Annotated in this window: 26 protein-coding genes; 12 read left to right on the forward strand and 14 right to left on the reverse strand. The window is 46.8% G+C overall.

Annotated features, from left to right (window positions below; genetic code table 11):
* Positions 1–34: 34 nt before the first annotated feature.
* A complete protein-coding gene (locus H6F73_RS04770; protein ID WP_190757668.1) occupies positions 35–859 on the forward strand; it encodes a SirB1 family protein in 825 nt (274 codons plus the stop codon).
* 8 nt (positions 860–867) lie between these two features.
* Here the strand turns inward: H6F73_RS04770 and H6F73_RS04775 are convergent, their stop codons facing one another.
* The gene (locus tag H6F73_RS04775) at positions 868–1,329 is read right to left on the reverse strand and encodes an SRPBCC family protein (protein WP_190757669.1); all 462 of its coding nucleotides are present in this window, start codon (positions 1,327–1,329) and stop codon (positions 868–870) included.
* 128 nt (positions 1,330–1,457) lie between these two features.
* Here H6F73_RS04775 and H6F73_RS04780 point away from each other — a divergent pair, with 128 nt between their 5' ends.
* A complete protein-coding gene (locus tag H6F73_RS04780; RefSeq protein ID WP_242072368.1) occupies positions 1,458–3,104 on the forward strand; it encodes a mechanosensitive ion channel in 1,647 nt (548 codons plus the stop codon).
* Positions 3,105–3,321: 217 nt separating this feature from the next.
* On the opposite strand, the gene H6F73_RS04785 is transcribed toward H6F73_RS04780, so the two are convergent.
* Entirely contained in the window at positions 3,322–4,746 is a 1,425-nt protein-coding gene (locus H6F73_RS04785) for a GTP-binding protein (protein ID WP_242072369.1), read from the reverse strand.
* Positions 4,747–4,840: 94 nt separating this feature from the next.
* Here H6F73_RS04785 and H6F73_RS04790 point away from each other — a divergent pair, with 94 nt between their 5' ends.
* Positions 4,841–5,122, forward strand: coding sequence for a hypothetical protein (locus H6F73_RS04790; RefSeq protein ID WP_190757672.1), 282 nt, complete (start codon positions 4,841–4,843; stop codon positions 5,120–5,122).
* Positions 5,123–5,179: 57 nt separating this feature from the next.
* Here H6F73_RS04790 and rpsU read toward each other — a convergent pair whose 3' ends face one another.
* The 3 genes from rpsU to H6F73_RS04805 form a co-directional block, all read right to left on the reverse strand.
* Positions 5,180–5,359 (reverse strand): 30S ribosomal protein S21, encoded by a 180-nt coding sequence (gene rpsU / locus H6F73_RS04795; protein ID WP_190757673.1) that lies wholly within the window; start codon positions 5,357–5,359, stop codon positions 5,180–5,182.
* A 155-nt stretch (positions 5,360–5,514) separates the two neighbouring features.
* Positions 5,515–5,856 (reverse strand): RNA-binding protein, encoded by a 342-nt coding sequence (locus tag H6F73_RS04800; protein ID WP_190757674.1) that lies wholly within the window; start codon positions 5,854–5,856, stop codon positions 5,515–5,517.
* A gap of 187 nt (positions 5,857–6,043) precedes the next feature.
* Positions 6,044–7,327, reverse strand: a complete 1,284-nt coding sequence (locus H6F73_RS04805) for a hypothetical protein (RefSeq protein WP_190757675.1) — start codon at positions 7,325–7,327, stop codon at positions 6,044–6,046.
* An 856-nt stretch (positions 7,328–8,183) separates the two neighbouring features.
* Here H6F73_RS04805 and murF point away from each other — a divergent pair.
* From murF to H6F73_RS04820, 3 genes are all read left to right on the forward strand, one after another.
* On the forward strand, positions 8,184–9,560 hold the full coding sequence (murF, locus tag H6F73_RS04810) for a UDP-N-acetylmuramoyl-tripeptide--D-alanyl-D-alanine ligase (RefSeq protein WP_190757676.1): 1,377 nt from the start codon (positions 8,184–8,186) through the stop codon (positions 9,558–9,560).
* A 182-nt stretch (positions 9,561–9,742) separates the two neighbouring features.
* On the forward strand, positions 9,743–11,320 hold the full coding sequence (locus H6F73_RS04815; protein ID WP_242072338.1) for a PQQ-binding-like beta-propeller repeat protein: 1,578 nt from the start codon (positions 9,743–9,745) through the stop codon (positions 11,318–11,320).
* A gap of 56 nt (positions 11,321–11,376) precedes the next feature.
* Entirely contained in the window at positions 11,377–11,937 is a 561-nt protein-coding gene (locus H6F73_RS04820; RefSeq protein WP_190757678.1) for an exonuclease domain-containing protein, read from the forward strand.
* Between the two features lie 35 nt (positions 11,938–11,972).
* On the opposite strand, the gene H6F73_RS04825 is transcribed toward H6F73_RS04820, so the two are convergent.
* Positions 11,973–12,953 (reverse strand): pentapeptide repeat-containing protein, encoded by a 981-nt coding sequence (locus H6F73_RS04825; RefSeq protein ID WP_190757679.1) that lies wholly within the window; start codon positions 12,951–12,953, stop codon positions 11,973–11,975.
* 145 nt (positions 12,954–13,098) lie between these two features.
* Between H6F73_RS04825 and H6F73_RS04830 the strand changes: the two genes are divergently transcribed.
* The gene (locus tag H6F73_RS04830; protein ID WP_190757680.1) at positions 13,099–13,644 is read left to right on the forward strand and encodes a GNAT family N-acetyltransferase; all 546 of its coding nucleotides are present in this window, start codon (positions 13,099–13,101) and stop codon (positions 13,642–13,644) included.
* Positions 13,645–14,160, forward strand: a complete 516-nt coding sequence (locus H6F73_RS04835; RefSeq protein ID WP_190757681.1) for an N-acetyltransferase — start codon at positions 13,645–13,647, stop codon at positions 14,158–14,160.
* A 10-nt stretch (positions 14,161–14,170) separates the two neighbouring features.
* Here H6F73_RS04835 and mutL read toward each other — a convergent pair whose 3' ends face one another.
* On the reverse strand, positions 14,171–15,880 hold the full coding sequence (gene mutL, locus H6F73_RS04840; protein WP_190757682.1) for a DNA mismatch repair endonuclease MutL: 1,710 nt from the start codon (positions 15,878–15,880) through the stop codon (positions 14,171–14,173).
* A gap of 94 nt (positions 15,881–15,974) precedes the next feature.
* Complete coding sequence (locus H6F73_RS04845; protein ID WP_190757683.1) at positions 15,975–16,529, reverse strand: general stress protein; 555 nt, start codon at positions 16,527–16,529, stop codon at positions 15,975–15,977.
* A gap of 744 nt (positions 16,530–17,273) precedes the next feature.
* Here H6F73_RS04845 and H6F73_RS26225 point away from each other — a divergent pair.
* The 3 genes from H6F73_RS26225 to H6F73_RS04860 all read left to right on the forward strand — a co-directional run bounded on the left by H6F73_RS26225 (position 17,274) and on the right by H6F73_RS04860 (position 19,835).
* On the forward strand, positions 17,274–18,221 hold the full coding sequence (locus H6F73_RS26225) for a hypothetical protein (RefSeq protein WP_190757684.1): 948 nt from the start codon (positions 17,274–17,276) through the stop codon (positions 18,219–18,221).
* A gap of 455 nt (positions 18,222–18,676) precedes the next feature.
* Entirely contained in the window at positions 18,677–19,159 is a 483-nt protein-coding gene (locus tag H6F73_RS04855) for a rhodanese-like domain-containing protein (RefSeq protein WP_190757685.1), read from the forward strand.
* A gap of 295 nt (positions 19,160–19,454) precedes the next feature.
* Entirely contained in the window at positions 19,455–19,835 is a 381-nt protein-coding gene (locus H6F73_RS04860; protein WP_147688374.1) for a rhodanese-like domain-containing protein, read from the forward strand.
* Positions 19,836–19,855: 20 nt separating this feature from the next.
* Here H6F73_RS04860 and H6F73_RS04865 read toward each other — a convergent pair whose 3' ends face one another.
* From H6F73_RS04865 to H6F73_RS04890, 6 genes are all read right to left on the reverse strand, one after another.
* A complete protein-coding gene (locus H6F73_RS04865; protein WP_190757686.1) occupies positions 19,856–20,479 on the reverse strand; it encodes a ribonuclease D in 624 nt (207 codons plus the stop codon).
* 81 nt (positions 20,480–20,560) lie between these two features.
* Complete coding sequence (locus tag H6F73_RS04870) at positions 20,561–20,845, reverse strand: hypothetical protein (protein ID WP_190757687.1); 285 nt, start codon at positions 20,843–20,845, stop codon at positions 20,561–20,563.
* A 15-nt stretch (positions 20,846–20,860) separates the two neighbouring features.
* Positions 20,861–22,018, reverse strand: coding sequence for a methyltransferase domain-containing protein (locus tag H6F73_RS04875; protein WP_190757688.1), 1,158 nt, complete (start codon positions 22,016–22,018; stop codon positions 20,861–20,863).
* 253 nt (positions 22,019–22,271) lie between these two features.
* Complete coding sequence (locus H6F73_RS04880) at positions 22,272–22,898, reverse strand: CAP domain-containing protein (protein ID WP_190757689.1); 627 nt, start codon at positions 22,896–22,898, stop codon at positions 22,272–22,274.
* Positions 22,899–22,906: 8 nt separating this feature from the next.
* Entirely contained in the window at positions 22,907–24,160 is a 1,254-nt protein-coding gene (gene trpB / locus H6F73_RS04885; RefSeq protein ID WP_190757690.1) for a tryptophan synthase subunit beta, read from the reverse strand.
* A 91-nt stretch (positions 24,161–24,251) separates the two neighbouring features.
* Positions 24,252–24,629, reverse strand: coding sequence for a hypothetical protein (locus H6F73_RS04890; RefSeq protein ID WP_242072339.1), 378 nt, complete (start codon positions 24,627–24,629; stop codon positions 24,252–24,254).
* A 106-nt stretch (positions 24,630–24,735) separates the two neighbouring features.
* On the opposite strand from H6F73_RS04890, the gene H6F73_RS04895 reads away from it, so the two are divergent.
* On the forward strand, positions 24,736–25,104 hold the full coding sequence (locus H6F73_RS04895) for a translation initiation factor (protein WP_190757691.1): 369 nt from the start codon (positions 24,736–24,738) through the stop codon (positions 25,102–25,104).
* Positions 25,105–25,132: the final 28 nt, after the last annotated feature.

A 25,132-nucleotide genomic window follows, 5' to 3' on the forward strand; every position in this document is an offset into this window, starting at 1 on the left:
TAGGAGAATTGTAACAGTGCATTCGTGAGCCAATATGGACTTTCCCCTAGCGCGGCAATTTTTCTATAAAGAAATTTATCAGCCAGATCCACAGATTGATTTGGCTAAAGCTTCCCTGTATATAGCTCAGGAAGAATATCCAGAACTTGATCCCGCAGAATATCTTGATGCGCTCGACACGATGGCATCTGAGGTGGAAGACCGGCTGCCGGCTGAACGGTATCCCATGCGGATTATCCAAACCATCAATCAATATCTGTACGATGACTTGGGATTCACCGGCAATGGTGAGAATTATTACGATCCGCGCAATAGCTTTTTCAATGATGTCATTGACCGGCGCACCGGCATCCCCCTCACCCTCTCGCTGGTTTACCTGGAACTGGCGCGGCGTCTTGACTTTCCGATGGTCGGCGTAGGGATGCCCGGACACTTCCTAATCCGCCCAGACTTTGAAGGTGCCGGCATTTACGTGGACCCCTTCAATCGAGGTGAGGTGCTGTTTCCAGAAGATTGCCAGCAACGACTCGCCCAAATTTACGGCCAGCCGGTGCAGCTACTGCCGGCATTTCTAGAACCTGTGGGCCGGCGGCGTTTCTTAGGGCGAATGCTTTCCAACCTGAAATTAATTTACCTCAACCAAGGAGATGTCTTAAAATCTCTGGCTGCGGTTGAGCGAATTTTGTTGCTGTTTCCGGGTGCGCCCATCGAATTGCGAGATCGGGGCATCCTCTATTATCAACTCGGTCAGTGGCCAAAAGCGGTTCAGGATCTGCAGATATATCTGACCCAAGTTCCGGGTGCGGAAGATGCCAGTGTGATTCGCAAGTTACTAGAGCGAATGCAGGATAACAGTTAAGCGGCCTATTAAGCTCGCAAGCCTTGGGAGACTTCCTCCGCCACGCGTTTGAGCCGGCGCAGTTGCGCCTGCATATCTTGGCGCGTCCAAGTTGCAGCAAAACGATTGAAGCCAAACCGAATCAAAGGATTGGGAATTTCAAATTCAAATCGGTTGAGCAGTTGCGTCCCTTTAGCTGCCGGTTGACATTCCCAGCGATCGCAGCCTGAGAAAAATCCTTCAAACCCCCAGACAATCAGCCCCGGCTCCCGCTCCAGCACTACACTATTTAATGCCGGCTGCACGAAGGGAATTTGGATCACAAATCGACTTTGAGCACCAACATCGGTACTCCACTCACCGATCGGCTCACACCGCAGAGCCGGATTCAGCCAACGGTGCATGAAAACGTTATCCGTGATACAGCGCTCAACCACGGTTGCACTAGCGTTAATCTGGATTGATTGCTCGAAAACTTGACGAGATGACATCCTAACCCTCAAGCTAGAGGCGTATATCACGATTTTCGTATTTTTTGTCTTGAAACTAACCTTAACGCGAGAAAACCATGAATGGAACATCGCCAAGTATTACACAAATAATAGGCACGTGGATGCCTATGCCATCAGCTGAGTTTTTGGCGCAAGCCAGGCCGGCTACCAACCAAGCTGGGGAAATTCTCCCAGGCGTCAACGTTAATACCCTTGGCCCTTCCCTGATCAATCTCGGCATCGCAGTCGCCATCTTGGTGATTGGCTGGCTCATCGCTACCATTGCCGCTGCCGTGACAGGGGGGCTGCTCAAGCGCACCAACATTGATAACCGGCTAGCCGGCTGGGTAACAGGTCGCCCGGATGGCCCAGATGGGCCACAGGTGGAAAAGTGGATTTCCACTGCGGTGTTTTGGGTCATCATGATATTTGTCTTGGTGGCCTTTTTCAACCAGCTGGATCTGCCGGCTGTTTCCGAACCGCTGAACACGTTCCTCACTCAGGTCACCGGCTTCTTACCGAAGTTAGTCGGAGCTTTGATTTTACTGGCCATCGCTTGGGTTGTTGCCACCATCTCAAAAATGGTGATAACGCGAGGGTTGCGAGCTTTTGGTTTGGATGAGCGGTTGAACCGGCAAGTGGGCAGTACACCCGGAAGTAACCAACTGATGCTGAGCGACACCCTCGGCAATGCCCTCTATTGGTTCATCTTTTTACTCTTTCTCTCCCCAATCTTAGATACCTTGGGATTGCAGCAGGCACTCGCACCCGTGCAAAACCTGCTCAATCAAATCCTCTCAGCACTCCCCAGGATTATAGAGGCGATCATCATTGCCGCAGCCGGCTGGTTACTGGCTCAGGTGGTGCGTCGAATTGTCACAAATCTGTTAGCCGCCACCGGCACAGATCGGCTGGGAGCACGCTTTGGTGTTAGTCAAACCACGGGCGGCCAATCGCTTTCTTGGATTATTGGCACCATCGTCTATGTCTTAATCCTGATCCCAACTGCGATCGCCGCCCTCAACGCCTTGGGGATTGAGGCCATCTCCAGGCCGGCGATCTCGATGCTAACCCAGATTCTCAACGCCATCCCCCAAATTTTCACAGCGGCGCTGATTCTGATTGGTGCTTACATCTTGGGGCGTTTTGTGGCAGATTTAGTCACCAACATCCTCACAGGTTTAGGCTTCAACAACATCTTCCGCTGGCTGGGTTTGGATACCCGACCCGTTAATACTGGCCGGCCTGTCACGCCGCCACTTGATCCAAATATTCCGCCAGACTACCAACAACAAACCGTCATTCAGGACACCACCCCCGCCTCTACCACGCGGACACCTTCTGAATTTGTCGGCATTGTCGTACTCGTTGGCATCATGCTTTTGGCAACAGTTGCCGCCACCAATATCTTAAATATTGTAGCGCTGACAGCCATTGTCACCGGCCTTGTCATCGTTGCTGGCCGCATTCTGGCTGGGTTGGTGGTGTTTGCCATCGGTTTGTACTTTGCAAACCTTGCCTTCTCACTGATTACCAGTTCAGGTTCTCGTCAAGCGCGGATACTTGGCCAAATCGCTCGCATTGCCATCATCGCCTTGGTGTCTGCAATGGCACTGCAACAAATGGGCATCGCCAGCAACATTGTCAATTTGGCATTTGGATTGCTTCTGGGTGCAATTGCCGTCGCCCTCGCCCTTTCCTTTGGCTTAGGCGGTCGCGAGGTCGCATCTCAGCAAATTCGGGAATGGCTGGCTGAGTTTAAGGAAAGGAAGTAAGAAGAAAGGGGCATGGGGCATGGGGCATGGGGCATGGGGCATGGGGCATGGAAGATGGGGAGAAATACCCATACCTAAAGGTTGGCTCAGCCTTGCCCGTACCTTTAGGTTGGCTCAGCCATGCCCATACCTTTAGGTTGGCACAGCCTTGCCCAATCCCCATACCTTTAGGTTGGCTCAGCCTTGCCCAATCCCCAATCCCCAATGCCCCATGCCCTCAATTTTCTTGCTTCCCTGCCTTCCGAGTTGCTGCTTTTCCTACGCTTGAGAGCTTTTCTCGCAATTCATCCTTGATGCGACTGAGAATCGAGGTTTCATCAAGGGTGGATAGAATCCGACTCACGACGGCTTTCGGGCCATCAGGACCCCAGGAAGCCCCATTGGCCAGGTACGCTTTGGTGACCTGGCCAATTCCATAGGAGGAAACACCGGCAACCCCAGCTTGGGTAAGGGCGACGGAAAGATAAGGGGCTAAAGCGGCCCCACCTGTTGCCGGTGTGGCGATTCCCAGCAATCCTTTGAGGGACGATAGACCTAAAGTTGCCACCAGTTCGCTGGCACTAATGCTCCCCATGCTGATGGCTATTTTTTGTAACAAGCCAACAGCACCGGCTTGGGTCATCGTTATACCATAAATTTTAGATAATGTCAATATTAGCGCCACATCGATTGCGGCAGCGCTGAGAATATCAACGACCGTGAAAGGATTGAGGGCGATGGCGATGGCTTTAGCCATCACAGCATTCCAGATCATGCGGTTGGCGCTGCGCTCGCGAATCTCCATTTTCCGCTGCACCAGTTGCTCGTTCACATCGCCGGCAAAGAGCATCGTGTTGATGGCAACGAGAGATTTACCTTCTCGGTCTAGAATTTCCAAGATTTTCAGCTTTAACGCTTCAACTTGAGGAAGTCCCCGGTTGAGTTGGACGCCTCTTGTGCCATCTGAGCGACGCACTGCCTGGGCGACGATAGGCGAGGCAGCAGCCATGACAATTTCATCCGGTGAGAGCAATTCCCGCACCCGCTCATCTCGGATTTTTTGATAAATGGCGAGCCGGTCGGCATCGGGATATTGATCGATCTTATTAAATACGAGCAACATGGGTTTACCGGCATCCCGCAGTTGCGAAAGCGCTTCATATTCAACTTTGGTAATATCGCCGGCAACGACAAATAAAATTAGATCCGCTTGCGAAGCCACCTGACGGGCCAAAACTTCGCGGGTTTGCCCATCGACTTCGTCGATGCCGGGGGTGTCAATGAGTTCAACTTGAGAGAGGCGGTAGGTAATCGTAGGTTGGGCATTGGGAAGTGGGGATGGGGAGTCTTTAACTTCCCACGTCCCAACTTTTGTGCTGCGGGTGACGCCGTGAAGTGGGCCGGTTTCAAACACCGGCTGACCTAGCAAGGCGTTGAGAACTGAAGATTTACCCCGTCCCACCATGCCAAAGACGGCAATCTGGACACAAGTGCGTTCTAATTTGTCCAGCATCACATCTAAGCCGCCAATTTCACCTTCTAAGCCGGCTCGTTCTTCAACGGTGAGATCCAGGTTATTCACCAAGTCTTGCAGAGCGTCTTTCGCTTGCTTGTAGTTCAGTTCCGCCTGAATATCTGAAAAGCTAAAAATGGCCCGATCCAGTTCCTCGGCTAAGTTGGTTGCCGGTGTATCACTTTGCTTTGGATCGGGAGCGAATTCAAAGTCAGGCGAAGAAGATGTCAAAGCTGAACCTCCCATGAGAGCAGGGTTTGAAGATGCTTTGGGGCTGCCTAAAGCCGGCACACGACCTAGGGCATCCTCCTTTGATCCTATCGAATTAGAAAAGCAGATTTGGCGATTGACGGAAAATCACGCATTTTGCCGGCGCACAGGTTCGTTCTTTCCCGGTTTGGTTTTGAACGGTGACTGGACACAGAAACGCACAGAAGTTAGAAAAATCAACAGTAGGAGGGTGGCTTCCCCAGAAAAAAGTGGGCTTTTCTCTAATGAAAAGCCCACCGCTGCTAACAAATTTTAAAATAGTTGCTGTTGTTCAGGAGCTTGCCGCTACCAATCAGTGGAAGCTGCAACAATCTTAACTGAACCGTTTTTTTCGTCTAGCTGCAACAGCTTTGCGCTTGCGCTTTTCCACCGGCGTTTCAAAATGCCGCCGATTTTTCGCATCTGCCAAAATGCCGGCTCTGGATACTTGGCGTTTAAACCGGCGTAGAGCTGAATCAATTCCTTCGTTTTCGCCGAGAACAACTTGGGTCATTCTTTATTTCTTGATAACTAACTGTGATTGAATGGTCAGCTATTCAGATCCCCGCCGTCAGCTTATTAATTGAGAAGCAAGGGGTATGAGCCATAAATTTCTCAATTGCTAAAAGCCGACTGCTGAGCGCTGAGTGCTGACCCCCCAAAGCTATTTTAATACCTTCCTCGGGAAGATTTTCCTCCGTAGCCGCCGCCGCCGCCACCTCCTCGGTTTCCTCCACCGCTGCGACCGCCACCACCGCCTCCTCGATCTTCACGAGGCTTGGCTTTGTTCACTTTGAGGTCGCGACCCATCCACTCAGCGCCATCTAACGCTTCAATGGCTGCGTTTTCTTCGGCCTCGGTTTCCATTTCCACGAAACCAAATCCGCGCGGACGGCCTGTTTCACGGTCGGTGGGCAGATTAACCCGTTTGACGCTGCCGTATTCGGCGAAGACAGCAGTGATGTCTTCTTGCGTAACGTCGTATGACAAATTACCTACATAAATTGACATGGGATACCTCCAAAGTCAGAGAGATTTGAGATTCAGCTTCGGAGATATGCCTGCCGATACAGAACGGGGCTACTGGCAATTCTGCAACCAAGAAACAATCCTACAACCGAATCTGATTTACAACAGGGACTTTAACACAGAATTGTCTGCTGTGGGTTGCAAAAACTGCGCTGGACACCAAAAAAATTTAGCGGATGAAGGAAAGATCGACCGCTCCAAAATTCGTACTTAGGGCAATGTTAACATTTTCCAGTGCTTTGACTAACCAATGCACGGATTCTCTCGTGGAGGACTCGTAGTGGTTAAACAAAATTGCAAATCGCCTTTCCAAATAGGGTTTGACTTTGCGGCACAGCAGCACGATCTTTAGCAGCAAGCCGGTGGCGAGGGTTGGACCAATATTTGAAATTAGGTCAATCAAGATGAAATGGTTGGGCCGTTGCGGACTTTCCACTACCAAAAAGTTTAATAATTGACTGCAAGTTCTCACTAACAGGAAATCGCTGAACTTTTGGGAATCGCTTTGGGGCAGAATGTTGGTTAGTTGCTTATACAAACGTTCATTAAATTGACGCTTGCCGTAAGCTGAATCAATCGAGGGAATGAGGTATTCGTATAATTCTTTTTTAAATGTCCCGTAGGTTCGTGTTTGGCTGCTGTGGGTGAGAAAGCTTTGAGATAAGTCGCGATAGGTATGACAGCCTTCAACTTTGCCGACAAAGTGTTTGAGGGCAACATACAATTCGCGATCATTTAATAAGGTGGGATTGCTAACTGTTTGAATAATCCGTCCTGCCGGCGCAGGGGAAGCTTGACGGGCTTGCTGCGAGCGCCGCACCTGATATGTTACATACTGTGACAGATTAATCTCAAATTGCTTTTGCCGGCTCGATTGCAGTTTCCGAACCGTTTGCTGATGCTCGTAAGTGCTACCTTCACTAAGCAGGCAGTGTTCATACAGGTAAGGATATTGGCTGATTAAGCTGCCCAAGGGTTTGGTTTCTGGAGTGCCACTGCTTTCTGAAGGTTGGTTCATGACTCGCACCAAGCGGTGCAGCGTCAAATACTGTTCACTTTGGGTGAACAAACGCACCAACTCATGCAAGCGCCTCACTCCACGCATGGGTAATGAGTAAAGCCCGTTTCTGCTGCGATTTCCTTCAAACAGCGCGATTAACTCAGAAATCGCTCCATGCAGTTGAGTTTGCATTTGCCAGCGATTAATCAGAATATGGCAGCACCGATTTAAAATAAATTTAAATTCATGCTCAGCCTGCTTTGAGGCGGTTATCCTCTCAACAGCAGCGCCCACTTCACGATCAGGGTAGCCCACTCCTGCAATAAATAAGGTTCGGAAGCGCTCAATTAGCTCAGAGGGCGTCTCTACTTTTACAAGTTCAAGCAGATGGTTGTACAAAATCTGCTCGTCAGAATTACTATGCCGCTGGGAATTGTCTATAGAATTATACATGGTGCTAGCAACCCCGCCCTAGTGTCCGGTTCAAGCGACGCTACTTTTGTTCATCTCACATCTGAGAAATTTAGCTGCAAACGCTCACAAACCGATGTGCTTAATCTCAAACATAAATATAAAGCTTTGTGCTGCTTTACTGGCAGACGCACCCCTGTAATCTTTAGTTCCAAGTAGGCGGCAAGCGCTGATCAAATTAGGCTTTCCGTGCTACGAAACTTTTAATAAAGTGGAGGCTCAATTACTGCCGGCATTTTCTCTGTCTTAAGAAATTTTAGGTAGTTATTGCACAAATCAAAGAATCCTCCACCCTTAGCTATCATACTCTGACCTTATAAAGACTAAATGTGCCTTTTGTCAGTTACGTTAAGTGATCTAGATCACTTAACAATCGCTGAATAGACCGCTTAGTTTCGGGGCAGAGCTGCATCTGCGAACCCTATTTGCCCCCGCTCTAATTCAGTTTTGATGAATCAAGCTACTTGATTTAGAGTTGATTTTGGCATGAACAGAACGCTCTGCTCAAGCTAAATGGGGTTACAATTCCAATGTACACGCGTTGGTCTTGATAATTGGTAAAGAAACAGTAAAGATTGGGCTTAAAATTGTAGGTTTATCATGAAAATTTTGTTGACTTAATTACGCATATTTTCGGCAAGGAAAAGGGGAAGTTTAAAAATTGATACAAAGCGAGAGTGTTGTGCGATTGCAGCGGCCCAGATGGAACCGTGTAGGATGGCCTTTTGAAGCGTTTATATTTGTTAACCTTAGTGCTGCCAATGGGATTTTAGTTGTTCATCGATTTTGGATTCAATTTACAATCTAAAATCTGAAAGCTAAAAACCCCAAATGCCTTATGACCTTTCGTGCCACCCTCACTCAGCTCATTGATATTCTGCACGCCACGCCGGCGAATATACCGGATAAGCTCCTAAAAACCCCAGTAACCGGCATTACTACAGACACCCGCAGCATCAAAACCGGCGAGGTGTTTGTGGCATTGCGGGGCGAAAATTTTGATGGCCATGATTTTGTTTCCCAGGCAATTGAAAAAGGCGCAATTGCTGCAATTGTCGAACGTCCTCTGCCGGTGTCGGTGCCGCAGCTACAGGTAAAAGACACACTCCAGGCATATCAAGCGATCGCGCGTTGGTGGCGCGAGCAATTTAAAATTCCAGTGATTGCTGTAACCGGCTCATTTGGCAAAACCACAACCAAAGAACTAATTGCGGCAATTTTAGGCGTTCACGGAAAAGTCCTGAAAACCCAGCTCAACTACAACAACGAAATTGGGGTGCCTAAAACACTGCTAGAACTTTCTTCGGAACACGACTATGCTGTGATTGAAATGGCAATGCGTGGCAGTGGTCAGATTGCCCTGTTAACACAAATAGCCCGCCCCACAATTGGCGTGATTACGAATGCCGGCACTGCACATATCGGTTTATTGGGATCTGAAGAAGCAATCGCTAAAGCCAAGTGCGAGTTACTAGCCGAAATGCCTCCCACCGGCACGGCAATTCTCAACCACGATAATAAGCGGTTAATGGCAACGGCAGCCACGGTTTGGAAAGGGAAAACCCTAACTTACGGTTTGGAAGGCGGCGATGTGCGCGGGATGCTAATTAATGCCGAACGCTTGATAGTTGAGGGCGTTCAATTGCCAATCCCACTTCCCGGTCGTCATAATGCGAGTAATTATTTGGCTGCGCTAGCTGTGGCGAAAGTTCTCAATATTAGCTGGGAAACTCTGAGTGCCGGTATATCCGTGGAACTACCAGAGGGACGGGCGCGGCGCTATGAGTTGGCGGATGATGTGCTGATTTTGGATGAAAGTTATAATGCCGGCTTGGAATCGATGGAAGCAGCGCTGCAACTGCTGGCACAAACACCGGGGAAGCGCCATATTGCGGTGTTAGGGACGATGCGGGAATTGGGCGATCGCTCTCTAGAATTTCACCGGCAAGTGGGTGTTACCGCCAGCCATCTCAATCTTGACGCTTTGTTTATTTTGGCAGACGCTGCGGAAGCAGAAGCCTTGGCTGCCGGTGCGATTGGGGTGCCTTTAATTGAAACGCGATTGAGTACCTATATCCACGCCAAAGAAGCATTGGTTGAGTGTTTGAAGGAGTTTGTGCAACCCGGTGATCGCCTTTTATTTAAAGCTTCTCATGCGATCTCTTTAGATAAAGTTGTGGAGCAGTTTCGGACTGAGTTTGTTTCTGAAAACTAGGCAATTTTAATCGCCAAATTTTGGATTGTCTTTTGCCACTAGCTCCCTTGACAAAGGACTAAAGACAATCTAAAATTTATTATCTAAAAACCAGATAAATATTCTGCAATTTAGATACGTTTTGTATCTAATTAATTATGCTTTTATCAAGAAGAAATTTTAATAAACGAGCGTTCCAATTGATGCTCGCAAGCTCTATTTCTCCAGTAGTGTTCAAAGAATTTAAAGCGCAGAAATCTGTTGTAACTCCAGTCAGTGCGAAGACAGTTAATGCCGACCCACTTTCAGAGGCAGTTAACCGTCAAGTGAATAATATTCTCACTGACATGAACCCAGAAATAGAACTTTTAATTCCCACCTATTTAGGAAATGAAAAGCGAAGATTTTATGGGAGGGGAACTCCGGAAGGACTGAATCTCCTGGATCGATTTGAACTGGGAAGTGGGATAACGGCTTTTAGAGGATATGGAACCTGGAGTGGTGCCGGCTGGACAGGACAGCCAACGATTACCAAAGATCGCGGGAAAACCTATTTGGTTATTGGGGCATACGATCATAGCTTAAGAAAAATAGATATAGAAACAAATGAGGTAGTGTGGAGATATAAATATGATGATATTTTAAAGGGGTCTTCAACAATTTATATTGATCCAACCGCAAGCGAAGAAGATCGAATTGTGGTTTTACAGGGAAGCCGGCTGGGAGTCAGAAATTCTTTATTTACGTCGGCACCTGTGCCGAGTTTTCGAGCAATTTCCTTTAGAACCGGCAAAGAACTTTGGAAACTAAATATTAGAAAAACGGCGAGTTACAGCAGAGATAACGATAGCAGTGGCATTGATTTAGGCAGTGGCGTGATATTTAATGCCGGTGAAAATGCAATTGGCTATTTTATTAACAGCTCAACACGTACCGCTGCTAAAAAAGAGGGTATAATTCAGCCGCAAATTTTGGCAGAAGTTCAACTTTATCAGCCGGCAGACATTGGCAGACATTCTGGAAACTTAGTTGCGGAATCCTCACCGGCAGTTCTCAAAGATAGAATTTATATTGCTGCCGGTTCTGGACATATTTATGGAATTAGTATTAAAGAACGTAAAATAGTTTGGGATTTTTATACAGGTTCTGATATGGATGGAACCGTCGCCATCTCCAAAGATGAAAAACTTTTTTGCGCCATAGAAAAACAATACATTCCCGGTAACGGCGGCGTTTTAAAACTTAATCCAGCTAAGAAAGAAAGTGAATCTGTGGAATGGTTCTTTCCCACCAATAACGCTCGATTAGACGATTGGCAAGGTGGAATTATTGGTTCAGTTGCCTTAAATGATGAATACCGCACAGAAGAAATGCCGGCACTGTTTGCCACCTGCGCCATTGATGGAAACGTCTATATTGGTTCTCAAAACGTAATCACCGGCCAAAAAGTTAGAGGGCCATTACTAGATAGGGAATATAATACGCCATTAATCGTATTTAAACAGAGAATTGGCGGCTCAATTTCAACTCCAATCTTTACCGATGGCAATAAACTGATTGCCGCCTGTTACAGTGGCGTGTATTTATTTAATCTTTATTTTGAGCCGGCAAACCCAGATGATAAAAATGCCCTCAAAAATTCCAAAGGAGAATTTTACCGCGTCATTGTCGAAGAAGCCGCCCGATTTAAACCAGAAGTTTCCTTTGAATCGACCCCCATTGTCTGGGATGGACTGGTCAGAATTTGCGCCAGAGATGGTTGGATGTATACATTAGGATAAAAAAATAAATCATATTAGCTTATTAACAGAAATAAAAAGCTACTAGAGAAAAAAGTGTGGCAAAAAAACTAGATCAAATTATTGTAATAGATGTGGAAGCCACTTGCTGGGAAGGAACAGCACCGCCAGGAGAAGAAAACGAAATTATTGAAATAGGAATTTGCCCCGTTGATATCGCTTCGGGATGCCGGCTAGAAAAAGAAAGTATTTTAGTGAAGCCGGCACGTTCCCGTGTTAGTGAATTCTGCACGCAACTGACAACTTTAACCCAGGCACAAGTTGATCAAGGAGTTCCCTTTGCCGAAGCTTGTTTAATTGTTAAAAAGAAATATCTCTCTCAGCAGCGGGTTTGGGCAAGTTATGGGGACTATGACAGAAATCAATTTGAAAGACAATGCCGGTCTTATCAAATTAAATATCCTTTTGGCCCCCGGCATATTAATGTAAAGACATTGTTTGCGATTATTCATGCCTTGCCACAGGAAATTGGTATGGCGGAAGCCTTAGAATACCTGAATCTTCCCCTTGAAGGCACTCACCACCGAGGAGGAGATGATGCTTGGAATATTGCCGGCATTTTATCTAAATTACTCTTGCAAGCGAGAGGTGAAAGATAGCGCTGTTATCAATATTAGGGAGGATTGATAGAGCTTTAAAGATCGCTTAAACTGGTGCCGGTGAGGGTGGTGTTGCTTAAATTTGCTTGATTTAAATTTGTATCTTTTAAGTTAGCGCTGGTTAAGTTGGCGCGTTCTAAATTTGCACTCGTGAGGTTGGCACGTTCTAAGTTGGCTTGATATAAATAGGTATTGCTGAGGTTAGCACCTGTGAGATCGGCACCCGTTAGGTTGGCTTTACTAAGCACTGCTTTGGTTAAGTTTGCATTGATTAATTTGGCACCGCTTAAGTCGGTATAACTTAAGTTAGCGCGGGTTAAATTGGTTAAACTGAAGTCAGCATTATTGAGTTTTGCTCTAACTAAGCCGGCAGACATTAATTTAGCGCCGGCTAGATTTGCATTGCTGAGGTTAGCACCCCTGAGATCGGCATCAGGAAGGTAGGCTGCGCTTAAATCAGCGTTCGTTAAATTAGCACTATCTAAATTCGCAGTATCTAAGTCTGCCTGATTAAGTTTAGCACCCGTTAAGTCGGCACCTTCTAACTTAGCTAACTTTAGTTTCGCATCGATTAAAATAGCATTTGTTAAAAAAGTCGCGAACAATTTAGCTTCTGTGAGATCAGCACCTCGAAGTCTGGCATCTCGTAGTCTAGCGTAACTCAGGTTAGCACCTCTGAGCTTGGCATCCCTCATTTTGGCATCCCTCATCTTGGCATTTTCCAGATTTGCTTCTTCCAAAATGGCACCCCGCAGTACAGCAGACTGAAGTTGAGCACCCCGCAAATTTGCACCCTTTAAGTTAGCTGCATCCAAGTTACTCTCACTTAAGATAGCTTCGCTTAAATTCGCGCCGGCTAATTGAGCACCTTGAAGATTCGCACCCTTTAAGTCACATTTAGTACACTGATTGGTTTTAAGTAACTGTTCAACGTGTTTAGGATTTGCTGCTTGCGCCGGCATCCCTAACCAAAAAGCAGCCAGCAGAAGTAAACTTGCAAAGATTCTCAGTTGCATAATTTTTTGTTTATTCTCTCCTTATCTCTTATAGCATTTTGCATTTTGAATTAAAAAATAGGAAGGCAAGTATTTGACAAATTGGTATAATTTTAGCGAGTCAAGATGAAATCTCTACCCAGCGCCTTGCTTTAGGAAACATCTGATGCAAATTATCGATCTGTCTCCTGATGACGAGAACATCGTTCGGCAGCTAGCCGGCTGGCTGGTGGAGCAGTGGCCCAATAGTTGGCCAGATATAAAAAGCGGTCTGCAAGAGGTGCGTGAATCTTTGGAAGAGGACAGAATTAGCCGCGTCGCTGTTGACGAAACCGGCAGCGTTTTGGGATGGATTGGGGGAATTCGGCAATACAACGGTAATGTATGGGAATTACACCCTTTGATCGTCAACAAAACTTGTCGAGGTCGCGGAATTGGCAGCGCGTTGGTTGCTGATTTAGAAGCGCGGGTGAGAGAACGTGCCGGCTTGACAATTTGGGTTGGTACTGATGATGAGGAGAATCAAACGACGCTTTCAGGTGTTAATTTATACCCCAATCTTTGGGAAAATATTACTGAAATTAAAAACTTAGCCGCTCATCCTTATGAATTTTATCAAAAGTGCGGATTTACGATTGTGGGAGTGATGCCAGATGCAAACGGATTGGGAAAACCAGATATTTATATGGCAAAGCCGGTAGGAAAAAAGTAAATGATAACAATTCGATCTGAAAAATTTGAAGACTTTGCTGCTATTTACGAAGTCAATAAGCTGGCATTCGGACAAGAAGGCGAAGCTAGACTCGTTGATACAATTCGACAGTCAGATAACTTTAATTCCGAGTTATCGCTTGTTGCCATAAAAGCTGAAAAAATTGTTGGTTACTTACTATTTAGTGATATAATTATCCAAGCAGAAAACAAGGATATGCCGGCATTAGCGTTAGCGCCTATAGCCGTTCATCCAGAATTTCAAAATCAAGGAATTGGCTCTCAACTAATTCAGCAGGGATTAAAAGATTGCCAGCGTTTGGGACATAAAATTGTTGTGGTTGTTGGTCATCCCCATTACTACACTCGCTTTGGGTTTTCTCCGGCTAGAGCGCAAGGATTAGAAGCACCCTTTCCAGTTCCCGATGAGGCATTTATGGTGCTGGAACTCGCACCGGCAGCCTTGGAAGGAATTACGGGAATGGTTAAATATCCACCGGCATTTGACGACGTTTAGAAAACAAGCCTTAAATTCCGTGACTTTTGCCAATCACCCAATGCCGGCGGAAGAAACGGGCGAGATCTGTCTCTTCTAAAGATAAATAAATCGGTCGTCCGTGGGGACAGGTGCGGGGATGGCGAGTGCTTTGCCAGCGATCTAAAAGCGTTTGCATTTCAGGCAAACTCAGAGGCGTGCCATTACGAATCGCACTGCGGCAGGCAGTGGCAACTTGAGCGGCTTGTAAATCACCACAGCTCAGTTCCAGCAACGCTTCTGTACAATCTTCTCGTTCAGCTAAGAGTGCCGGCGCGGTGCGAACTGCCCAAACTTGTTCGCCAAATGGATCGATTTCTATGCCAATGCGTTGCAATTGTTCGATTTGTTTAGGCGTCAGTTGACTAAGAATTGCCGGCGCTTCTAAGGGAACAAGGTGCCAACGATCAGACAACTGTTCATACAAAACCCGCTCGTGTGCAATGTGTTGCTCAACTAACCACAAACCGCCTGGATGTTCCGCCAAAATATAGGTGTTGTGAACTTGGGCGATCGCACGCAGATAGAGACGTGTTGGCAACATCTCTTGACTTTGTGCCGGCTCAATCGAACGACCGGCATTATAAATCCCTTTCTCTTCCGATGCCTTCAGCAATTTGCTCACCCGTTCTTGACCGGCTGCCGGCAAATTGGCCCGACTTATTTGTAGCGCCGTCAGAGTGGCACCGGCAATCTGTTCTTGCCAATAGCTCAAATGCTGCAAATAAATTTCCGCCTTCGCGGGGTGCCGGTTCCAGTCAATTCCCTCCGGGGAAATCCGCAAATGCAGGAAACAGACGGGATAGCGATCGCGCGGCAGTGTTCGTGCAAAGGCAGTAAGCAGGGTTTGCTCAAGTTCCGGTGTTCGCACCATGCGTCCGTTTATTGCAACTTTCACCCAGTCTGGACGCCGGCGGTGGCAGCGATCAGGTAAACCGAGGACTAATTCTAAAGATTGAGAGGGTGAGGGGGGGAAAGTTTCTGCTTCGGTTTCTGTAGGTGCCGGCACTTCAACTTTCAACTGGTGCAAATCATCCCAGCGCACATCCCGTAACAACTGCGGCAGGATGTATTGTGGGGTTTGACCGGGAGTTAAACTAAACCACCGGCGATTGTTTTGCTCGACTTGCCAGGTGACATGAGGGTGGCACAGTGCCAGTTGGTGAATCGTGAGTTGCACCAATCGCAACTGTTGTGCCGGCGAGGGTAAACCCTGTCGTCGCGCTTGCCAAGTTCCAAAAAGATTGCAGACATCGACCACAGTCCCGCAAGCGATCGCTGCCGGCTCGATTTGAATCGGTTCGCCTTGGGAGTTATAGACAACGCGCCAACTGCCTTGCTCTTTCGCCGGATTTGTGGGCCGGCTTAAAATCTCCAAATCGGCCAACTGGGCCAAACTGTGCAACGCTTCTCCGCGAAACCCCAAACTCGTAATTTTCCAGAGGTCTTCGCTGCTATGGATTTTACTGGTACTGTGGGCAGTGGCGCAGCATTGCAAGTTCGCCAAATCCATGCCGGTGCCATTGTCTGCCACTCGCACACGCCACTGTTCCGGCCAAACTGAAACCGCAATGCGTGTCGCGCCGGCATCTAGGGCATTTTCCACTAATTCCCGCACAACAGCCGCCAGGGAGTCAATGACTTCACCGGCGGCGATAAGATGAACAACTTCTGCTGGTAGAGGTTGGATACGCTGAGCCATACAATCAAGTGTAGGTCAGAGTTCCACTCGAATGTCATGCCGCGAGTTGATGATTTGGAGTGGCCACCTTGTGCATCCAGCAAATCCCTTTCATCTAAACCTGTGGGGAATTATAAATGGCCCAATTTTGAATTCCACCATTACTAAAAACGGCTTCCGCACGACCGATCTCTTCTTGTGTGCCATCAACGATGACCAAGTAATCACCTTGTTCCAGGCTATCTGCATAAGCGCTCGCTGATTCTTGGGAAATGCCTAAATCAGTTAGTGCTTTAACTAAATTACCTGTTGCCAGGGTTCCCAAACCAATGCCGGCTAAGGTTGTTACGAGTGCAACCCCAACGGAACCGGCTGCGATCAAAGGGCCGAGTCCGGGAATTGCCAAACTTCCCAAGCCAACGAGTACACTACCCCAAGCACTGCTTGTTGCCGCATCAGCGACCACTGCTGTTCCACTTTCGACATTTTGATTGCCAATGCGTTCGCTGACTTGAGTACCGCCTAGCTGATCGCCTTCCTCTGTCTCCTTGGCAATCAAGGAAACTTTGTCCATCGAAAAGTTTGAAGCTTTCAATTCATTGAGTGCTTGCTCTGCCTGTTGCCGGTCAGAAAAGACTCCAACTGCACGCCTTTGCTCGCTTACTACCATATTTTCCTCCTTCTGCCCTCTCAGACGAACTCATAGAGAGGCAAAATTATTCTGTTATTTACATTCTTATTTTTGTAGGTTTCGTGAAGATATTCATCGCTCTACAGATGTAGCCTAGACACCACATCTCACCTTTCCTTAAGGAATAAATTTGTATTAATTAACTGAGTGAGTATCAATACACAAACTTACTTAGCTGATGTGGCTGCTAAGCCGGCTTCTACACCGAACTCAGCGATCCCCTGCGGTTGAAAGCTCGAAATAGTCACGTAACGGTTCTTTCAACTGCTACCGCGATAGCCACTCATCAAGAGAAATAATAGAGTTTCACGGCGGACAGAAAGCTCGTCTCTCAGTTAAATAACCATTCTGGATTGATAAGTTTGCAGGGCTGCCGGCCACAGGAGTAATTCTACTTCTCATCCCTCAGATATATAGAGCGGAAGTGATGACCATCTTTGAGAAATAGGAACTGCTATTTTCAGCTCTTTTAAACTACATCTTGTGAGCTAAGACACCCATCTCGCGATAGAGGTCGGAAAGAATTTTGAGTTTTATCTTTTTAAGTAGGAGAGCAAATAAAAAGCCAAATGTCAAGTAATTTCTTTTACAGATTTATACTTCATAGCTCATTTTGAGCGCTTTTACTTAAAGTTTCTTTGTTAGATACACTTCGCCTCGGCAGAAAAATCCAAAAAATCCTTAAGGTTGTAAATCTCTAAATTAATAAATCTTTTTAAATCCATGAATAACGATACATCAGCAAAAATTTCTCTTTTCATCGCCCATATCAGAAATAGTATTTGGATTTTAGGAATTCCCTCTTGTTTATTTGGAATTACCGATAGAAGTCTGGCTTCTCTAGCTGATGGGTATTTATCTGCGATTGACTTAACGCAGTTATTTACAGCCTCTTTCTTGCTTTTAGCTTGGCTATCTTTGAAGCCCGAAGAAAGCCTAAACACAGGAGAGCTTAGCAGATGCCGGTTTAATGCCCAACCCAACCAGCCAGAATTCGCTTTACGGGAAGCTCAAGCCAGAATGTTTCAGTTGCGAGCTTATCACGCAATCAGTCAAGAATATATTTTACCCTTTTCCTATGTTTGCCAAATTTATCATCTATTAAACTTAAAACATCTGGAATCCATTCATGCTTTCAGTCTCAATAACTTAAAAATTCTGAAAGTCACCCATTTCCAGCCGACAGCAACCGGCGGGATTATCAAATTTCAAACAATTCTAGATTCTCCTTTCAATATTTTGAGAATTTGGAGGCTACCAGTTGTTGAAGTTATTTTAATCTTGTACGCGCCTTATACCGTTGAACTCTGCATCCCTGTTTACAACGGTAAAAAGATAGTTGTCATGTTTAACGTGCAGCCTATCAGCGAGACTGAACACAAGTTATTGATCGACATTTACAGCAACCTGGAATGGCCCAAACCGATATTGCAAATGCTTTTGCATTTTGCCTCTTGTTTAACGCTGTTTGAGGATTTACCTTATTTACACAAAATCTCTCAAAAAAATCTAGCCGGCTTGGTTAACTTAAATCGAGTTTCAAATCACGAAACGATGCGGCTTTTTAGAAGATTTGTTGAGCTATACGGTTCTGCCGGCGAATCTTCTCAACCGGCAGCGTTGTTAGAATCAACAGAACTGCCGGCTTTGAAACCTTGTGAAACGGAATAACACTGTTTCTTGTGGATGATTCCTTCTGAGCATTGAGGGGATAGATTCGGCTAAGTTCATGCTTAGCCAATCTGCACTTAAATTGCAAAAAATTGGCATAAAATTAAACAATTTATATGTCCAGATGAAAAGCAAAACTAAATTTCATGTTTTATTTTAAATATAAATTAAGTGTATTAGCTATGAGCATCCCCATAGCCACAACGCTTATAGAAACAGAGTGAAAGTTGAGGCTAAATGCGAGCATCTATATCGGCCACCTGTGAAAGGACAGGCCAGAAAGAACTGATAACTTTAGCTTATCGGCACTTGGCCTGACAACTTGCTGCTGAAGTCCTAACAGTATGAATACTTAATTCTGCCCGAAGATAAGCGAACGCTCTCTCCCTAGAAGGATTCGGTGAACCAAACGACCTTGTTATATTCCAAATTGAAGTAATTGGTTAAAGTTCATCATGAAAAATATTCCCGATCAAATTCAAGATGCCAAAGAAAAAATGCCCAATCTGACCCCAACCCCCCCAGGATTGAAAGCTCAGTCCTCTGCACACGATCTCAAAGCTCGTTTGGAGTGGGGCGAGCCGGCTTTGACAATTCTGGATGTCCGTGAGCGCACTGCTTACAATAAGGGGCACATCATGGGAGCAATGCCGTTTTCAAAGGAGGACTTGGTAGAGCGGGCTAAATCTAGCCTAGAACCCAGCCGCGACATTTATGTTTATGGCGGCTCCGACGCAGAAACCGCCGAAGCTGCAAATATGCTTCGTGAAGCTGGGTTTACCAACGTGGCAGAGATAACAGGTGGTTTGGAAGCATGGAGAGCGATTGCCGGCTCCACAGAAGGCATTGAAGACGCGAAAGATCCGGCTCCCGATGAAGCCTACAATGTCGTATCCAACCTCAAGCATCATGCAGATACGCAATCAAATGATGTTTAAGCTTTGCTTTGCAGTTTAATATTACGTCGCTGTCAGCTAATTAAGTGAGAGAAATTAAGGCAGTGGCTTTATTGGGGCAATCCTTCCGGGGTTGCCTCCTAATTTTTTTTAGTGCTGAGTGCTGAGTGCTGAGCGGCAGAGAGTGGGAGACTGGCTGAAAAAAAGAGCTGAGTGACACCGGCTAGGTGTAAATGCATAAATAGATACCGTTGTAAAGTTGATTTTATTAAAACTTTGCAAAATTTAAAATATCTTGTTACATTGCAGAGGAGAATGTAATAGGTCTTCGCTGATCATGCCTAACTTCCTAGGACTCATCCCCATCCCGCCGCCACTGCAAGCCAAATCCCTCGTTTATGACCTCAAAGACCGGCTCGACTGGGGTGATCCAGCATTAACAATTATTGATGTGCGAGAGCGCAACCTATTCAACACCAGTCGCATCACCGGCGCGATTTCCATGCCGGCGAGCGAATTGGTCGAACGTGCCTTCACAGCACTTGAACTGTGCCGCGATATCTACCTCTATGGCGAAACCGACGAGGAAACAGCCGAAGCTGCCGAAAAACTTCGTTCAGCCGGCTATGAGAACGTATCTGAAATCAGGGGTGGCGTTGCCGCATGGAAAGCAGTCGGCTTTCCCATTGAGTCAATTCTTCAGAGACCGAACATTTAAAAAAGCAATAGACAGGGTGCTTAATGCTCAAAAACATCCTTGTATTGCAACAAATCTAGGGAAACGAACACCGGCAAACACTGAAAGCACTGCTGCGCTAATTCCCAGCGTTCTTCCCGTTGCAGCATCCCCATCAATTTTTGCTGAACACTGAGCAAATAGCGCACATCATTCGCTGCATATCTCAGCTGATCCTCAGAAAGGTTCGCAGCATTTCCCCAGTCCGAACTTTGAGCGCTTTTGTCCAGTTCCACCCGTTCGAGTTCTTGCACCACTTCTTTAAGACCATGTTTCGGGGTGTAGGTTCTAGCAAGCTTACTCGCTATCTTCGTGCAGAACACCGGCGCAACCTCAATACCCAGATTGTGGCGCATTGTTGCCATGTCAAAACGCGCAAAATGAAAGACTTTGAGAATGCCGGTGGCTTCCATCAGCTTTTTTAAATTGGGCGCGTCTCTCTGCCCTCGCTCAATGCGAACCACCGTGACTCGACCTTGAGGATCGCACAGTTGCACCAAACACAAGCGATCTCGCCAAGGTAATAATCCCATTGTTTCCGTATCGACTGCCAGCGCTTCAGCTTCTAAATACTCAGATAGATAGGCATCAGATAGATCGCGTTCGCAAATCTGAAAATCTTCCAACAGTTAACTCCTCAATAATGTTCATCTACTAGGGAATGGGAAATACAATTTTCCCATTCTCTGTTGCAGAAGACACACCAATCACCCGTTCAAGGTTTCTAACTCCTCCCGCACTACCCGCAACACCCGCTCAAGATAAGCTTGACGCCATTGTTCTCGCTCTTGGGCGACTCGCTCATCTGGCTCGTAAGTCTCGATTTCTTCAAGGTTAACTAAACCTTTCGCTTCAGCTAAACGTTCTAAGGTGTCGAGTCGTTCGTGCAGCACAGAAACCTCGCCGGCAAGTGCCAAAATTATGGTTAGCAACTTGTCGGTTTGAGGATCATCAAAATAAATCGGTCGTTTGCCTTTTGCCTTCTTTGCCATAACCGTTGTGCCGTATTATTTGCTAGCAGCTAAAATCAACCAAGTGCCGCGCCGGCCAAAACCGTCATTTTGAGACTTGCCACCAGCAAACTTTTCTTTCCAGACACCGTTAGCGGCAAAAGTTTGAATCACCTTTTCGCTCTCAAAACCGGCACCAACAGCGACTTCCATCCAATCGAGATCCCGCATCGCACTCCAGAATGGTTCGTTGTTGTTCTTGGTTTCCCAATCGAACATGAAAGCATTAAATGCTTCCATATGGCCATAGAGGGGAGCTTCAGCATGAACCATCATCCCACCGGGAGCAAGCAGCCGGTAACACTCTTGCAAAACATTACGAATCGCAGACACCGGCATTTCATGTAACAGAATATGGGAAACAATTAAATCAAATGACCCATCGGCAAAGTTAGTGCGCTCAGCATTTTGCTGCGAGAAGTGAACGCGCTTACCCATTGCCTCTGCGCGTGCATGAGCATAACGCAACAGCGCTGCGCCGGTATCGATCGCATAGACTTCCGCATCTGGGTAAGCATCCACATAAGGCAAAGTGCTGTGACCCACTGTACAACCCAAATCAAGAATGCGTGCCGGTTGAAAGTCAGGATATTGCTTTTTCAAGTAATTTTGCACCACAGACTGACCCATATCATCATTCAATGGGCCTAACTGTCCTAAGGCATACAAATAAACCCCGCGATCATATAAAGCGCCGGCAGCCACATCATCTTCTGTAAATTCGCCTTGATACCCTCCCGGCATACAGTGAATATCTACCGCAGTTTGATAAGCAGGAATCTTCAAATCAGGATTTAATGTTAATGAACCAAGCTTATTTCCTTGCCGGCGAGTACACTCCACCAATTCAGGCAACTGGCGCTCAATACTGCTGTTTACCGAATCCCACAGCATCTCCTGAGTCGTGCGCCGCAAAGCACTCCACCAGCGATAGTAAGATTCATTTTCCATCAGCCGCCGAATTTCATGCCGGTTTTGCGGCGCACGTTGGTATTCTTGTTCAAACTTGGGTTTCGCTAATTTTTCATAAACAATCTGATTCCCAGGCGTAATATTCCTTGCCAAATAAACCTTTAAACTTCCCACAAAATTTTGTCGTGCCAGTTCATCGTGGTTAGCTTTTGGCAGGATAGAATGCTCACTTTGTTTGTTCATAAGTTCACCTTCGCAGAAAGTAAAATTAAAGTATTGAATTTCTAAAAAAATCTGGTATTAGGGAATTTTGGCTTTGATAACCCGTCACACCATCATTTACAGGAGGAGTTTTTTAAGGAAAATCAAGCTGATAGGAGAACCTTAAAAAATGCTCAGCCGGCAGCCTTCAATCAAAGCAATATCTTTTCAGCCAATCCCCCATGCCCAATCCCCGATGCCCCATGCCCCATGCCCCATGCCCCATGCCCAATTCTTACTGCCCGCGCACAAAAATCTGAGTAAAGTAATATTCTCCCTTAGCATTTTTAACAATGCCGATGCCGGTTAAATCAAAATTGCCTACCATGTTTTTCTGATGCCCCGGACTCTTGATCCATCCTTCAACGGCTTGTTTACCGGGATTGCTATAGCCGGAATTATATGCAACATTTTCTGCCACTGAGCGATAAGCAATGCTTTTCTCAATTGCGTTGGCTCTTTGCTCAAATCCTTCATGGCCAAAGGGAACGCCCTCACTAGCCATTCCTTTGCTGTGTTGCCGGCACACTTCGCTGATTCGAGGATCGAGCTTCAGCGGCGGCAATTTCTGGGAGGCGCGATACTGATTCACTTGTTCATGAACAGACTGTTCCAAGGCAGCAAATTCGGTGGCTGTTAAGGGTTTAGACGCTGATTCCGGTGCGGTTGTTGTGGCTGGTTTGGTGGCTTGTTCAGGGGTTTTATTGCTGTCGAGGACGACAACACAGCCACCGGCAAAGAATGTTAAAAGGAAACAGTAAAAAGGTAAAAGAAAGAGATAACTCTTTTGTTGTCTTTTACCTTGTATCTGTTGACTTTTTTGCTTTTTTAAACTAGAAAAAACAAAATTTGGTATCAGCATTCTAGCAATTAAGCTGGATTGAGGAATTTGGCAACCGTGTGCACATCTTTATCGCCGCGACCGGAACAGTTAATCACGATGCGGGGATTACCGGCAAGTTGAGGGCAGAGGGTTTCTAAATAAGCGATCGCATGGGCGGTTTCTAAGGCAGGGATAATTCCTTCGAGTAGAGACAAGCGCTTAAAGGCGTCTAAAGCTTGTTCATCCGTAACGCTGTAATATTCAGCGCGACCGATATCCTTTAAATAGCTATGTTCTGGCCCGACACCAGGATAATCTAAGCCGGCACTAATTGAATGGGCTTCCACAACCTGACCATCGTCATCTTGCAGTAAATAGCTCATTGCGCCGTGCAAAACACCGATTTGTCCGCGTGTTAAGGTGGCGGCGTGTTTGTCTGTATCAACGCCCTCGCCGGCAGCTTCAACGCCAATTAACCGCACTTCGGATTCACTAACAAATTCGTGAAATAGTCCCATTGCATTGGAACCGCCGCCCACACAGGCGAGGAGAATATCCGGCAGTCCTCCCCATTTCTCCAGACATTGGGCGCGGGTTTCCAAGCCGATGACATCATGGAAGTCACGCACCATCATCGGGTAGGGATGAGGGCCGGCTACTGAACCGAGGATATAGTGGGTGCTTTCTACGTTCGTCACCCAGTCGCGAATGGCTTCTGATGTGGCATCTTTGAGGGTGCCGGTGCCGGCTGCTACGGGGCGCACTTCTGCCCCCATTAAGCGCATCCGAAATACGTTGAGGGCTTGTCGTTCCATATCGTGAACGCCCATATAAATCACGCATTCCAATCCAAACCGGGCGCACACGGTTGCTGTGGCGACGCCATGCTGACCGGCACCTGTTTCGGCAATGACACGCTGTTTGCCCATGCGCTTTGCCAACAATGCTTGAGCGATGGCATTGTTAATTTTATGAGCGCCGGTGTGGTTTAAGTCTTCCCGTTTGAGGTAAATTTGAGGGCCACTGCCATCGGGACGGGCGTAATGACTGGTGAGACGTTCAGCAAAATACAGAGGGCTGGGGCGTCCCACATAGTCGCGCAACAGCTGCTGAAGTTCTGCTTGAAAATCGGCATCATGGCAATATTGCTTAAATGCGGCTTCTAACTCAGTCAAAGCCGGCATTAAGGTTTCAGGCACATACTTGCCGCCAAAGCGACCAAAGCGACCTAACGGGTCGGGTCTTTGGGCGTTACTGGTGGCGTCGGTTTGAGGATTAGAGGAGAGGGGAGTAGCGGTCACGGCAACAGGGAAATGACTGGACAGATTTAATTATAAGTCCCAGTTTTGCCGGCTCAGATAAAGGTTGATGCAGATGTCCCTGGGGTTTGTCTTAAACGACTCGGTTGAAGACTGTCCAAACATCCCCATCGGAACGGACGGAGGGAACTGAGATGCTGTTAAAGCCGGTGATGAAAGGTTTGTAATAGACCCGCCAGTAACTGGGGCTGATTTCATCTGCAATGTCTTTGAGGGCTTTTATTTCCTGGGCAAGTTCTTCTGCAAGTTCATTAATTCGTTCTGCATGAACGTGAGCACGTTGTCTGCCTTCCTCTACTTGCTGTTCTATGGGATGTTGTTTCGATTCCATCTGCCGGTGCTCCAACAAAGCTTGCTTCTGACTTAGTTTAGCTGACTGGTGTGCCGATGCATCGATGCCGGCTATGTGGATTAGGCCGGTTATGTGGGTTATGCCGGCCAGATTCATCATCTGCGTGATGCCGGTACAAGATTTCGGTTACTGATTTATGCTTTGAGTAGGTATCCACAAAAACCGCAAACTGTTTTCTTTTTGCTCCTAGCCCCCGCTCACTGTTATGGCCACTTCCAAGCGCAAGTCCAACGATAGCAATGCTTCCACCGGCGATCGCTTTATTTATAAAGAATTTGGCGCTGATGTCAACCCATCTGCCCTAGAACGCCCTGCGACAGAACTGCCGGCATCTCAGCAAAATGTCAGAGTGCAGGCATCCCGAAAGGGGCGCAAGGGAAAAACTGTTACCGTTATCAGCGGTTTTCAAGTTAAACCTGAAACTTTGGAATCTCTACTTAAGCAGATGAAAACTCAATGTGGTGCCGGCGGTACGATTAAAGATGGAGAAATTGAAATTCAGGGCGATCACACCCAAAAGCTTCTGCAATTTCTGACTCAATTAGGCTATAAAGCCAAAATTAGTGGGGGCTGAGCTTCAAAACTTGCAGTTCCTGCCGGCC

The sequence above is a fragment of the Microcoleus sp. FACHB-68 genome (genome assembly GCF_014695715.1).
GTDB lineage: Bacteria > Cyanobacteriota > Cyanobacteriia > Cyanobacteriales > Oscillatoriaceae > FACHB-68.